A 13,396-nucleotide genomic window follows, 5' to 3' on the forward strand; every position below is an offset into this window, starting at 1 on the left:
TGCTTGTATTTATGTCTGGAAATAATACTGCAAAGTAAGAGCGGTAGTTGTTCCGTACCAAAATTCAGATATCTTACGAAAAATAATATTCGTATGTACAGCCGCTGCTTACTGTTATGTGCTGTGTTTCATTTCGCGTTTTGTACGCTTAAAGCCCAGGAGGTGAAGATGGACTTTGAAAAGTACGACCCCGTTTCAACGCTGGTAGTTCCGGGGCATTCGGTTACCCGGGCACGTTATCCCTTTATTGATGTGCATAATCACCAGAACAACCTCGGCGCAGGCAATATTGATCAACTGGTCGGTGAAATGGACAGGCTGAATATGAAAGTAATGGTGAACCTGAGCGGGGGAACGGGAAACCGGCTTAAATCAATGGCTGCCGACCTGAAGTCGGCCCATGCAACACAGCGGATAATCCTGTTTGCAAATATTGATTTCAGTGGAATTGGAAAAGAGGGGTGGACAGACAACGCAGTAAAGCAACTGGAGGAAGATGTACGAAATGGTGCAAATGGCCTGAAGATCTTCAAGAACCTTGGTTTCTCCGTGCGTGACAAGGATGGAAATCGTGTAACGATCGATGACAAAAGACTGGCCCCGATCTGGGACAAGTGTGCAGAGCTGAAGATCCCGGTCCTCATTCATACCGCAGATCCTGAATCGTTCTGGCAAAACGCAGATGAACATAATGAACGGTGGCTGGAATTGCAGACACATCCCAACCGGAAAAGAAGTGATGATAACCCCGCACCCTGGGAAGTGCTGATTGCCGAACAACACCGCATGTTTGGGAATCATCCGCGTACTACATTCATTGCCGCACATTTTGGCTGGTACCCGAACAACCTCGGAAAACTGGACAGCCTGTTGACCGCACTTCCCAATGTTGTGGTCGAGTTTGGAGCAGTGATTGCCGAACTTGGCCGCCAGCCAAGGATGTCCAAAGCGTTTTTTGCTAAGTACCAGGACCGGATCCTGTTCGGGAAAGACAGCTGGGTGCCGGATGAATATGCCACTTATTTCCGGGTGCTTGAGACCGATGACGAATACTTCCCTTACCACAAGAAATACCACGCCTTCTGGAGAATGTATGGAATGGGGCTTACAGATGAGATCCTGAAGAAGATCTATTACCGCAATGCATTAAGGATAATTCCCGGCATTGACCGGACCCTTTTCCCGGAATAGGCTAAATAAAGACCCGGGTTCCGGATCCTACCGCATTGTAGTCTTCCCTGAATTCTTTTGGCGTACAGTTTTTCTTCTTTTTGAATACGCGGTTGAAATTGGACATGTTGTTGAACCCGCAGCGGTATGCGATTTCGCCGATGGAATGAGTTGTGTCTATCAGCAGCCGGCTGGCATGCCCAAGCCGGATCTCGATGAGGCTGTCAATAAAATTGTTACCGGTACGGGTTTTGAAAAACCTGCTGAAAGCTACATCAGACATACTGACCAGCTTTGCGACATCAGACAACGAGATCGGTTTGTCGAAGTTGCTGTTCATATGCTCAAGCGCTTTTTCCACCCGCCTGCTGTTATAGGTGTACTGTTCAATATTGTTGAATGTCGAATCACTCAGGATCCGCATGTTCCTTGAAATGGACAGATCGTGCAGGATGGAGAAAAGCTCAAGTACGGAATCGAAGCCATGTTTCTGACTGAGGTTCAGCAGTCGCGGTGCCAGGCTCTGTGTAGTTTCTGCAGAAAAAAGGATCCCGCGCAGTGATCTTTCCAACATGGTCCGGACAAAGCTCAGCTGGTTACGACGCAGCATTTTTTCGTCGAGCAGATCTTTGTGAAACTGGATGGTGACTTCCTTGATCTCCTTGTTCACACATTTGTGGGTGAACCAGCCATGCTGAAGGTTTGAGCCTACAAGTACCAATTCTATATCCCCGATCTCTTCCATATGGTCACCTACAACCCGGCGTGCACCGCTTGCATTCAGGATAAAATTCAGTTCAAATTCTTCATGGAAATGTAGCGGGAAATCAAAGCCCGATTTCTCGCGTGTGAAAAGAGTGAAACAATCACTCTGGGTCAGGGGAGTGATTTCACGTAGAATCCTGTCGCTTGTCTGTCTCATGTGGTACTGCTAAAAGTATCAATAAGTTTTGCTTTTTCCCAATTTTTAAATGCCTTGCAGGTAAGGCTGGTTGGGGTAAAATGGAAATTCTAAATGTTTTATGGTATAAACTTTTGATAATATAGTATCAATACTGAGTACGTATTGAATTTATTTTTATAGTAAGACCGGACATCAAAACGTTGTATTATGCGTCCTGTGACTAAGCTGCTGTAACATGAAATTACAATGGATTGACTGGGCCATAATTATCTCCTACCTGGCGACAATGGTAATGCTCGGTTTCTGGTTCCGGAAGAAAGCGCGCCAGAATAAGGAAAGCTACCTGCTGGGCGGCAAATCATTGCCGTGGTACATGCTCGGTCTTAGCGATGCTTCGGATATGTTTGATATAAGCGGAACGATGTGGATGGTCTCCCTCTGTTTCGTGTATGGGATGAAAAGCATCTGGATCCCCTGGCTATGGCCGGTTTTCAACCAGGTGTTCATGATGATGTTCCTTTCCCGGTGGCTGCGGCGTTCTAACGCAAATACAGGCGCAGAATGGCTGGCGACCAGGTTTGGAACCGAAGGCCGGGGAGTGAAGCCATCTCACAATGTAGTTGTGGCTTTTGCATTGCTGAGTTGCTTTGGATTCCTGGCGTACGGATTCATTGGGCTGGGTAAGTTCATTGAAATATTTGTTCCCTGGGAATTAGTGAGCGACTATATTCCATTCCATGTTGCGAAGGAATTTGTACCGCATTTCTATGGTATCATCTTTACGCTGTTCGCCATGTTTTATTCCATTCTTGGCGGACTGCATAGTATTGTGCTGGGGGATTTTATCAAGTATATCATCCTGACAGTGGCTTGCATCTCCATTGCAGTAATTGCTATGACGCACCTGCATTGTCGTGAAGAAGCAATGCTGAAAGTGCCTGGAGGCTGGTCCAACCCGTTCTTTGGATGGGAGCTGGGCCTGAACTGGAGTGAGATCCTGCCTGCAGCAAATAAAAAGATTGCAGCAGACGGATTCGGGCTGTTCGGGATCTTTTTTATGATGATGTTGTTTAAAGGTGTGTTTGCCAGTCTCGCAGGCCCCGCACCTAACTATGATATGCAGAAGGTGTTGAGCACACGGTCACCCAAAGACGCGGCTAAAATGAGTGGCTTTGTGAGTATCATCCTGCTGCCTGTGAGATATTCGATGGTTATAGGACTGACCGTGCTGGCATTGCTGTATTATAACCAGCTTTCGCTTACGGATGCGGCGGGTAATATAGATTTTGAAAAGATCCTGCCTGCTGCCATAAACGGGTTCCTGCCTTCCGGTTTACTTGGATTGGTCCTGACAGGTTTGCTTGGCGCATTCATGGGCACGTTCTCAGGTACACTGAATGCTGCACAGGCCTACATCGTGAATGATATTTACCTGAAGTATATTAATCCTTCCGCCAGTACCCAAAGGACTATTACTGCCAATTATCTTGTTGGCGTGCTGGTGGTAACGATTGGCATTGTACTTGGATTTTTTGCCCGTGATGTGAACAGCATCCTGCAATGGATCGTCAGTGCTTTGTATGGCGGATATATTGCTGCCAATATGCTGAAGTGGTACTGGTGGCGATTTAATGCGAATGGATTTTTCTGGGGAATGATAAGCGGCATCCTGGCTGCGATGGTATTCCCTTACTTATTTTCCGGACTTGCATTATACTACTGGCCGTTGCTGTTTGCGATCTCTCTTGCGGGGTGTGTTATAGGCACGTACGCAGCCCCGCCCACTGATGAAGTGGTATTGAAAAAGTTTTATACGAGCGTGCGACCATGGGGATTCTGGAATCCCATCCGGGATAAAGTTCTTGCCGACGATCCATCGTTCCCGGTTAACAAAAGATTCGGACCTGACATGATGAATGTAATGCTGGGAATAATCGCGCAATGCTGCCTCACCATCCTGCCTATGTACGTGGTGTTGTGGGCTAAGATGCCGTTGGTTATTACAACAGCAATCCTGGTATCGGTTGTGCTCGTACTTAAAAGAACCTGGTGGAACAGGCTGGACAACTAACTAAACCAAGTTGAATGCGAAATAATTTTACAGACCGGCTGCAGCAGCTTCAAAATGATCATGCAATGCTGACGGAAAGGATCAATGAACCGGCGGAGGAATTTAATGGTGTATTCCGGAGATACAAATATCCGGTCCTGACAGCTGCGCATACTCCCGTCTTCTGGAGATATGATCTGGATCAAAACAGTAATCCATTCCTGATGGAACGCTTTGGGATAAACGCTGTTTTTAATGCAGGAGCGATAAAATTCGGGGAGCGATATGTGATGGTAGCCAGAGTGGAAGGAAGTGACCGGAAGTCTTTTTTTGCAATTGCCGAAAGCCCCAACGGGATTGACCGGTTTCGTTTTCGCGATTACCCGGTAACGCTTCCGGAAAACAATGATCCCGATACCAACGTGTATGATATGCGCCTCGTGAAGCATGAAGATGGCTGGATCTATGGATTATTCTGTACGGAGCGCCCTGACCAGGCTTCACCTGGATCGGACCAGTCGGCGGCCATTGCACAATGCGGAATTGTGCGAACGAAAGACCTTGAAAAATGGGAACGGCTTCCCGACCTGGTAACCCCTTCACCACAACAGCGGAACGCAGTGCTGCATCCTGAATTTGTGGAAGGGAAATACGCTTTTTATACGCGTCCGCAGGACGGATTTATTTCAGCCGGCAGCGGGGGAGGAATTGGCTTCGGGATGTGTGATGACATTGAAAATGCTGTGATCCAAAGTGAGAAAGTAATCGACTGCAGGAAATATCATACGGTCTATGAGGCAAAAAACGGCCTGGGCCCTGCGCCGATCAAAACCACAGAAGGCTGGCTGCACCTGGCTCACGGCGTACGTAATACCGCTGCCGGTCTGCGTTATGTGCTCTACCTTTTCATGACTGATCTGCAGGATGTTTCAAGGGTTATCTTCAAGCCCGGGGGTTATTTTATGGCGCCGGAGGGTGAAGAACGGACTGGTGATGTGTCAAATGTGCTCTTCTCAAACGGCTGGATTGCAGATGATGATGGCACAGTTTTTATCTATTACGCTTCATCTGATTCGCGGCTGCATGTGGCAGTAAGCAGCATCGCTCAGCTGCTTGATTATGTGAAGCAGACCTCTCCCGATGGATTCCGGTCGGCTTCATCTGTTGAAACCCTGACTGCGATCATCGATCAGAATAAACTTCATGAAAAAAATGAACACCTGACAAATGCTGTTTCTTCAATTACATAAAGAACTCAGGAAGGAACTGGATGATATTTTGCAGTACTGGTCAACCCACACTATTGACCAGATGTTTGGCGGATTTGTGGGAAGGATTGATGAGGACAATAAGGTCATTGAATTTTCCCCTAAAGGATCCGTGCTGAATGCAAGGATCCTCTGGACCTTCGCGGCGGCATTTCCCATCACCCGGTCTGCATCTCACCGGCAGTTGGCGGAACGCGCATTTCGCTATATCGAAAAATACTTTATCGACAGCAGTCACAGTGGTGTGTACTGGACTGTAGACTATACAGGCAATCCCCTCGATGAAACCAAGAAGATATATGCCCATGCATTTGTGATCTATGCGATGTCGGAATGGTACCGGGTAAGCGGGGATCTGAAGGCATTGGAACACTGCATCGCCTTATACCAGCTCATCCGGCGTCATAGTCTTGACAGTGAGAACGGTGGTTATGTGCAAGCATTTACAGTCGATTGGAAATCTATCCATGATCTTCGGCTTAGTGAAAAGGATGCCAACGAAGCTAAGTCCATGAACACACACCTGCATGTTCTTGAAGCGTATGCAAACCTTTATTCCGTGTGGCCCGATGAACAACTGCTTGAGGATCTTACAGGCCTGCTGAACATCTTCCGGAACCGGATCATTGACAATAAGAGCGGGCACCTTAATCTCTTCTTTGATATGGATTGGAATCTGCGTTCACCTGGTATTTCCTATGGCCATGACATTGAAGCGGGTTGGCTTCTTTATGAAGCAGCGAAAACCAGTGGTGATGCTGAACTCATACAGGCTTTCAAAAGCCTTTCGATCCGGCTTACGGATGCTGCATTGGAAGGGATGGACCAGGACGGTGGACTGTGGTATGAGTATGACCCGGTTGAAGGGAAGGTTAATAAAGAAAAGCACTGGTGGCCAATGGCAGAAGCGGTTGTGGGACTGTTCAATGCCTGGCAGCTGACTCTTGATGAAGAATACCTGAACAGGTTTTTAAAGACCTGGAAGTTCATACGGTCAGCAATGATCGACAGGAATGGAGGTGAATGGTATTGGGGGTTAACCGAAAACGGGAACATTATGCCAGGCCAGGATAAGGTCGGCATCTGGAAATGCCCATACCACAATGGGCGGGCGTGCATAGAACTGATCAACCGGATTGATGAGATTTGTTCGTATCACCAAAAATCTATATATTACCGTTAGGAATAATCGAAACGCATGATGATTCAGTCAATAGTTCCGATATGAAGTTGGGGATATTCCGCATTCTGGCGTTATTGGCCTGGATAAGCTGCAGGCAGGATAACTCCACCGATCCTGGTAAAAATCTTGAGCTGTTCACCGCAGCCGACGACCGTTTTCGCTACACAGGCAGGGTCGATTTCTCCAATCCCGTCTTGCCCCGCTTCTGGGCACCGGGCGTTTACATTGAAACAAGGTTTGAAGGAAGTGACTGCCAGCTGCTGATCAATGATGAAGAGCAGCTCAGTAAGAATCACAATTACATCCAGGTAATGATCGACGGGAAGTTTTACAGCCGGATCAGGTTATCCAAAAAAAGGAACGTGATAGATATTGCGCGTGGACTTGACAGCGGCGCGCACACGCTTCTTATCTGCAAGGGGACTGAAAGCGGAATCGGGTACCTTGAGTTCGTAGGCCTGAAATGCCGGAAGCTTTTAGCACCGGCGAGAGCACCACTTCGCAAGATTGAGTTTATTGGAAATTCCATTACCTGTGGCACCGGCAGTGATATTCTTTCCAAACCGTGCGGAGAAGGGGAATGGTACGATCAGCACAATACTTATTATGCATATGGCCCATTGACTGCCCGCATGCTGAAGGCGCAATGGCACCTGACATCTGTTACCGGGATAGGACTCATGCAGAGCTGTTGTGAGTTAAACTATACCATGCCCCAGGTCTACAACAATGTTACGCTGCGACCAAACAGTATAGCCTGGGATACTGAAAAATATCATCCGGATGTGATTACAGTGAGCCTTGGACAAAACGATGGAATCCAGGACAAGACGGTATTCCGTAAGGCTTACGTGAAGTTTGTAAACCAGCTGCGTGCGGCACACCCCGCTTCAACGATATTTCTCCTGACCAGTCCAATGGCGACTCCTGAGCTTGTCGCCTGGCAGAAAGAAGTGCTTAATGCGGTCAGGACAGAATTGTCACGTAATGGTATGAAGAAGATCCATACCTATTTCTTCAGCAAACGTTATCACAACGGATGCGGTGACCATCCTGACCTGACCGAACACCAGGCAATAGCAAAAGAACTGCAAACAGTTATTTCGAATGCAATGAACTGGTAAGCATTACAGCTGGCTGCCGCTATTAGCAGTTTTCCTTACTGTGGTTGTTGCGCCACCTTCCAGTGACAGGCTTACAGGTTTGTTATTCTTCCAGTTACCCCTTGTGAAATCAGGGATATCCATTGAGCGTCCGCGCTTGTTCACTGATTTTTCAGAAAGCGGGATAATGCAGCTCCAGAGCGCAGCATCATACACATCCTGGTCGAGTGGCAGGCCGTTGCGGAGGCAATCTATCAGCCGCCAGTCCATAATGAAGTCCATACCTCCATGTCCACCTACGCTCTTCGCAATTTCACCGATATGTTTCACAATTGGTGGCGTATATTTTTCTTCGAGTTCTTTCATTTCTTCCGGCTTAACCCAGCTGTGACCGAAAGCGATCTTACCTGGCGAAGGCCATTTTTGCGCGACTCCTTTTGTTCCGCTGACGAGGTGGATCCTCGAATAGGGGCGGGGAGAAGTTACGTCATGCTGCACCATGATGGACTTGCCCTTGATGGTCTTAATGAGCGTGGTATTCATGTTTCCACGATAATTCAGGTCAGTGAACTCATTGAAGAACGAATCTGTTGCAGCCAGTTCCTTTGCTTTGTCCTTCATCTGGAAGTCAGCTGTTTGAATGGAAACAAGGTAGTCCATCTGGTCGCCCCTGTTGATATTCATGCATTGTGCAATAGGTCCCAGTCCGTGCGTGGGATACAGGTTACCGTTATGTTTACCATTCATGCGAAGGCGCCACATGTCTGCATAACCCGTTTTCGAGAAGTTGAGGCTGAGGAGGTCATGAATGTATGCCCCTTCAGTGTGCAGGATCTCACCGAAAAGCCCGTTGCGTGCCATGTTCAGCGTAAGCAGTTCAAAGAAGTCGTAACAGCAGTTCTCCAGCATCATGCAATGCTTTTTCGTTTTCTCCGACGTCTCTACCAGTTGCCAGCATTCATCAAGGGTAAGTGCGGCAGGTACTTCGGTAGCCGCATGTTTGCCATTATTCATGGCATACAGGGCCATGGGTGTATGCAGGTGCCATGGGGTTGTGATGTAAATAAGATCGAGGTCACTTTCAACCATTGCCTTCCAGCCATCTTCACCGGTATATTCCTTGGCTTTTGGCAGCCCGGCTTTTTCCAGGATCTTCTGGGCGCTGGCCACACGGTCAGGGAACTTGTCACAAAGTGCGGCAATCTCGACTCCTTCAATAAAGCTCATTCTTTCCACTGCGCCGGGTCCACGCATTCCTAGTCCCACAAAGCCAATCCTGACTTTATCAATTTTAGGTGCGGCGTATCCGCACATGTTGAAACCTGAAGCACGCTCCGGCATGAAGCCGGCATCAGTTCCGTCGGCAGCATTTTCGTTTGCCCAAGCCGGCATTCCACTAACGAGGGCACCAGTTCCAAGGGTGATGTTGCGTAAGAATTTTCTGCGATCTGAGCTCATAGTTTATCTGATAATTGGTGTTATTGATTAATGATCTGTGTGAGGATGACGGTCAGCCGTTCTTCCACGCTGATCAGTTTTTGCAGCAAATCGATCTGGTTTTTCGCCCGGTTCAGGTTATGGCCAGGATATTTTTCACCATAATACCTGTCGTTATTGAAATAGTCGGTCAGGAAACGGATAGCCTGCATGTAAATCATAAACTTGCCTGCGTAAACGAATGCCTGTTTTTCCTTAAGGGTAAGTACGACTTTCATTTCTTTCAGGTAACCTTCCACAATTGCCCGGAAAATTTCTTCACGTACGGAAACTTTGTCAAGATCGGTTTCTTCTTCCGTTGCGGGCGACAGGTAAGTCCGCATCATATCGCCCACATCACTTATGTAAAATCCGGGCATTACCGTGTCGAGGTCGATCACGCAAAGTCCCTTATTCTGACCGTCGAGCAATACATTGTTGATCTTTGTATCGTGGTGTGTTACCCTTGTCCTGAAGGCGGGATCACTGATGATTTCATCATATGTTTCCACGATATGCCTGTGGCTGGTGATAAACGCTGCTTCTGCTGCTGCATTACTGATCCTCGAGGTGTTTCCTGAAGAAAGAGATTCCAGGAACTGCTCATATCGCAAGGTCAGGTTGTGAAAATCGGGGATGGTGATATTCAGGGTTTGGGCATCAAAACCGGATAAAAGTGCGGTGAACTTTCCAAACTGGTTGGCCGCCTCAAATGCCTCATTCGGCGAGGTTACCATATCCTGCGTGTGTGAGCCGTCTACATACGGTGCCAGCCGGAAATAACCTTCCCCATCACGGAACACCAGGTCATCGTTCTGCGTTGTCCTGACCGGTACAATGAATAGGTAATCGGGATGATTCTTTTGGAGATAGTCTGCAATCCGCCGCACATTTTCAGCAATAAGCCGTGGCTCACGGAAAACATCATCGTTGATCCGCTGAAGAATATAATCTTTCTGTCCGGTCCTGATCCTCCACGTCTTGTTAATGAGTCCGGATCCAAAAGGTTCGAGCCTAAGGTCATTGCCGCCGATCGGAAATTCAGGTAAAATCGATTGTACCATTAATGATTATTCAGTGTCCTAATTCGAACTGTAACTTAGGATTTCCTGATAATCTATGTGTATGCAACCGTTTGTGCAAAATTTACATAAATGTATTTTTTACATTTCAATCGTTTGCTTCTTCTTTTTGCTGGCGTTCAGGCCTTTTTTTGCGTAAGGGTTTCCGGGGTTCTTTTCGAGGTCGGCCTGGAAAACTTTTGCGGCTTCATTCCATTGGCTGTCGGAAAGAAGGGCTTCGCCAAGCCAGTGGCGCGCAGGAAGCAGCCAGTCCTTCGGCTCCATATAGATCATGGCATCTTCCAGTTCTACGGCCTTCCTGTATGCTGCAATGGCTGCGGATTTATCGCCTTTGCTTTCGGCGATCGCTCCCCGAAGTAAGGACTGTGCCACAAGGGATCCTGACTTCGGCGCATTCATTGGGCCAATCGGGGCGGCGAGCGTAGTGTCTTCCAGCAGTTTTTCGAGCGTCTTCAGCCTGTTTTCCGCTTCTGCGCTTTCTCCCTTTCTTGCCGCAGCAACGCCTTTTGCAAAGGATTGCAGAAGCTTCGCGTACACCAGGCTGTCATGAACTTCCGGTTGCCTGAGGATTTCGTCCCATTTCCTGAAGGCAGTCATGGTAATTTCCGGTGTCATATAGATATACTGGATGTAGTAGCCAAACACCGGCAGCGTGAGCCAGTCGGGGGTGAAGCTGGTCCGGCATTCGTCTGAGATCTTTAAGGCCTTCTGGTAATCATCCAGGTTTATGGCGCAGGCGGCCTGCAAATGACGGTTATGGATGTCGTACAGATCCGCCTTGGTTTCTACCTCAGGGAATAACCGCTTGTATCTTTCGTAGCCGGCCAGTGCATTGGTATTAACCTGGATGCCTTTTTCGTACATGCCGGTTCTTACATAAATGTGAGAAGGCATGTGCACGAGATGCGAGAGTGAAGGGGCAATGTCTGCAAGCCTGTCGGCGCTTTTCAGCGCCCTGCCCGGATCATCGGACGCTTCAACAACATGGATATAGTAATGATTTGCTCCCGGATGCCGGGGGGCGTTCTTCAGGATTTTTTCAAGTAGTTGTACCAATTCAGGCGTCCAGGGCTGGGCTTTGCCGTCATGCTGCCAGAAATCCCATGGATGTAAAAGCATCTGCGCATCGGCCATCAGCGAGGAAACATCAGCGTCCTTTTCAAACTGGCTGTACACACCGCGCATCGCAGCTGCGTATAATTCATTGAGGGCTGACTGGTCTGCCGTACTGTCTTTACTGTACCTTACTTTCATCGCATTGATGAGCAGCTTTTCTTTGGCAGATGCTTTTTCTGCCAGGCCTGCCGCCTTTTCCGCTGCAGCAAACGCTGCTGACGATGCGGCATAACCAACGTCGTTGATATTTGGACCAAGGGCCAGCGCTTCGCCCCAATATAACATGCCACATTCGGGATCAAATTGCTGCGCCTTGCGGAAGGAGGGGACAGCTTCTACAATGTGGAAGGCATAATACAGGTTGATGCCCTGGTTGAAATAAAATTGTGCACTGTCACTCTTCGTCGAAATTTTCCAATTCCATGAACCTGATCCGGGAAGCGGGATCATTGTCTCTGCCATACTGCCAATATCGACGCCGGACCAGTCGGGAGTGCACCCGATAATCTTTTGTTGTTTACGGGTTAATTCGGTAAATACTGATGGCGTGTTGGCCGAAGGGAGGCTCAGGAGCAGGAAAACCCCAAGCGAGAGAACTTTCATATCAGATGGTTTCCGATAAGATACAAAAATTTTATAATGCAAGGGAATTAGTTCCCGCTCCCTTCTTTTTTCCAGGATTTGCGTTGCTGCGCCAGGTAACGATCCAGCAGCATCAGTCCCAGCACGACATTCACCAGCATGAACGCATTCACATATGTATTGCTGAAGATCTTGCTGGTATCTATCCGGCTGAAATCGATGCGGCTCAGATCCATGGTAAACCGGCCTGGCTCGGTAGCGGCTGCTGACCAGTCGATCTGTGCAATCGCATAAATTACAAACCCGACGATCAGGGAAATCATGAACCCGGCGATACCATAGATGATATTCTTATTGATATAGGTTTTTGCTGCAGGTGCGATATGTAACCTGGCAATCTCTTCCATGACATTTTTTGTGAACCGCATGGAGGGTTGTTCCAGTTCAATCTCTTCATTCAGGGATTTGTTGAATTGGAGGAGTTCTTCGTATTTGCTCCGCCATAGCTGGTCGCTGGCAATCAGCTGTTCAATGAACCCACGTTCCTCCGGTGTAGAGAGACCGTCTATATATTCCCACAATTGTGCTTCGATCTGGTGCTGGTCATTCATATACTCTTATTTGTGGTGGTTATTGTCAATGTGATGCGTAGTCCCTGACTTCTGCCGCAAAATACTTTTCCATTTTATCTTTTAACCGTTGCCTTGCCCTGTGTAACCGAACTTTAACGGTATTTGTTTCCTGTCCAAGTACCTGTGCAATTTCATCCAGGGTCTGCTCACCTTTATAGAACAGGGTGATCACCTGTGCATCTTCCGGCGATAACAGCGCTATTGCCTGGTTGACCATGTTTATCCTGGACTTCTGTTCCACCTGGTTAGCCCGCATCCCGCCGTCGATATTTTCAGCATGGGCAAGCACTTTTTCGTTGTCAAGTGAGTGCACTTCAAGCTTCTTTTTTCTCAGGAAAGTGATACAGGTGGTGGTTGTGATAGTATACAACCAGGTACTGAATTTACTTTCCCCCCTGAAATCAGACAGGCTGCGATATGCTTTAACGAAAACATCCTGGGCTACTTCTTCGGCATCTTCGCGACCGGGTACATACCGCAGAACTATCGTAAATACGTAATTCTGGTATTTGGTGACCAGCTGCGCATACGCCTGCTGGTCGCCGTCCCGGACCTGTTGGATGATATCGTTGTCTGTCTGCCCTGTTTGCATGGCCGTATATATGACTACGTCTTTTGCCTGCCGGTTACAGCCGTTTTTTAATTCTTTACCGGCAGGGCGCTCCACAAAATAAACATAATTATATATGTAACCCGTCGGAACGACGTGCAGTCATATTACCGGGTTCAGGAAAAAATGAAAAAAAATAGTGAACCCCTGTAACCTGGCGCCGGAAGCAGTAGTCTGATTGAACAGAACACTAACCGTAACAACAATTAAAATATCGTTT

General features: G+C 47.8%; 11 protein-coding genes. 5 read left to right on the top strand and 6 right to left on the bottom strand.

Going from position 1 to position 13,396, the window contains the following annotated elements; all coding sequences use genetic code 11:
• Positions 1–93: 93 nt before the first annotated feature.
• Positions 94–1,191, top strand: a complete 1,098-nt coding sequence (locus OI18_RS14170) for an amidohydrolase family protein (RefSeq protein WP_052273232.1) — start codon at positions 94–96, stop codon at positions 1,189–1,191.
• Position 1,192: 1 nt separating this feature from the next.
• Here OI18_RS14170 and OI18_RS14175 read toward each other — a convergent pair whose 3' ends face one another.
• Positions 1,193–2,092: a helix-turn-helix domain-containing protein gene (locus OI18_RS14175; RefSeq protein WP_039140766.1), complete on the bottom strand. Its 900-nt coding sequence runs from the start codon at positions 2,090–2,092 to the stop codon at positions 1,193–1,195.
• 217 nt (positions 2,093–2,309) lie between these two features.
• On the opposite strand from OI18_RS14175, the gene OI18_RS14180 reads away from it, so the two are divergent.
• From OI18_RS14180 to OI18_RS14195, 4 genes are read left to right on the top strand one after another with little or no spacing between them, the layout of a single operon-like run.
• Positions 2,310–4,145: a sodium:solute symporter family protein gene (locus OI18_RS14180; RefSeq protein ID WP_039140769.1), complete on the top strand. Its 1,836-nt coding sequence runs from the start codon at positions 2,310–2,312 to the stop codon at positions 4,143–4,145.
• Positions 4,146–4,159: 14 nt separating this feature from the next.
• On the top strand, positions 4,160–5,374 hold the full coding sequence (locus OI18_RS14185) for a glycoside hydrolase family 130 protein (protein WP_039140771.1): 1,215 nt from the start codon (positions 4,160–4,162) through the stop codon (positions 5,372–5,374).
• A complete protein-coding gene (locus OI18_RS14190) occupies positions 5,352–6,575 on the top strand; it encodes an AGE family epimerase/isomerase (RefSeq protein ID WP_052273233.1) in 1,224 nt (407 codons plus the stop codon). Before OI18_RS14185 ends, OI18_RS14190 begins: the two co-directional genes overlap by 23 nt.
• A gap of 41 nt (positions 6,576–6,616) precedes the next feature.
• Positions 6,617–7,699, top strand: a complete 1,083-nt coding sequence (locus OI18_RS14195) for an SGNH/GDSL hydrolase family protein (RefSeq protein ID WP_039140773.1) — start codon at positions 6,617–6,619, stop codon at positions 7,697–7,699.
• A gap of 3 nt (positions 7,700–7,702) precedes the next feature.
• Here OI18_RS14195 and OI18_RS14200 read toward each other — a convergent pair whose 3' ends face one another.
• The 5 genes from OI18_RS14200 to OI18_RS14220 all read right to left on the bottom strand — a co-directional run bounded on the left by OI18_RS14200 (position 7,703) and on the right by OI18_RS14220 (position 13,233).
• Positions 7,703–9,136, bottom strand: a complete 1,434-nt coding sequence (locus tag OI18_RS14200; protein ID WP_039140775.1) for a Gfo/Idh/MocA family protein — start codon at positions 9,134–9,136, stop codon at positions 7,703–7,705.
• A 20-nt stretch (positions 9,137–9,156) separates the two neighbouring features.
• On the bottom strand, positions 9,157–10,218 hold the full coding sequence (locus OI18_RS14205; protein WP_039140778.1) for a phosphotransferase enzyme family protein: 1,062 nt from the start codon (positions 10,216–10,218) through the stop codon (positions 9,157–9,159).
• 99 nt (positions 10,219–10,317) lie between these two features.
• Complete coding sequence (locus OI18_RS14210; protein WP_052273234.1) at positions 10,318–11,955, bottom strand: tetratricopeptide repeat protein; 1,638 nt, start codon at positions 11,953–11,955, stop codon at positions 10,318–10,320.
• A gap of 47 nt (positions 11,956–12,002) precedes the next feature.
• Positions 12,003–12,545: an anti-sigma factor gene (locus OI18_RS14215; protein WP_039140780.1), complete on the bottom strand. Its 543-nt coding sequence runs from the start codon at positions 12,543–12,545 to the stop codon at positions 12,003–12,005.
• Between the two features lie 25 nt (positions 12,546–12,570).
• Complete coding sequence (locus OI18_RS14220; RefSeq protein WP_240312776.1) at positions 12,571–13,233, bottom strand: RNA polymerase sigma factor; 663 nt, start codon at positions 13,231–13,233, stop codon at positions 12,571–12,573.
• Between the last annotated feature and the right edge of the window lie 163 nt (positions 13,234–13,396).

The organism is Flavihumibacter solisilvae, from assembly GCF_000814475.1.
Lineage (GTDB): Bacteria > Bacteroidota > Bacteroidia > Chitinophagales > Chitinophagaceae > Flavihumibacter > Flavihumibacter solisilvae.

Coding starts and splice junctions, on each gene's coding strand:
- OI18_RS14170 (WP_052273232.1), top strand. CDS start 94: ATGTACAGCCGCTGCTTACTGTTATGTGCTGTGTTTCATTTCGCGTTT.
- OI18_RS14175 (WP_039140766.1), bottom strand. CDS start 2,092: ATGAGACAGACAAGCGACAGGATTCTACGTGAAATCACTCCCCTGACC.
- OI18_RS14180 (WP_039140769.1), top strand. CDS start 2,310: ATGAAATTACAATGGATTGACTGGGCCATAATTATCTCCTACCTGGCG.
- OI18_RS14185 (WP_039140771.1), top strand. CDS start 4,160: ATGCGAAATAATTTTACAGACCGGCTGCAGCAGCTTCAAAATGATCAT.
- OI18_RS14190 (WP_052273233.1), top strand. CDS start 5,352: ATGCTGTTTCTTCAATTACATAAAGAACTCAGGAAGGAACTGGATGAT.
- OI18_RS14195 (WP_039140773.1), top strand. CDS start 6,617: ATGAAGTTGGGGATATTCCGCATTCTGGCGTTATTGGCCTGGATAAGC.
- OI18_RS14200 (WP_039140775.1), bottom strand. CDS start 9,136: ATGAGCTCAGATCGCAGAAAATTCTTACGCAACATCACCCTTGGAACT.
- OI18_RS14205 (WP_039140778.1), bottom strand. CDS start 10,218: ATGGTACAATCGATTTTACCTGAATTTCCGATCGGCGGCAATGACCTT.
- OI18_RS14210 (WP_052273234.1), bottom strand. CDS start 11,955: ATGAAAGTTCTCTCGCTTGGGGTTTTCCTGCTCCTGAGCCTCCCTTCG.
- OI18_RS14215 (WP_039140780.1), bottom strand. CDS start 12,545: ATGAATGACCAGCACCAGATCGAAGCACAATTGTGGGAATATATAGAC.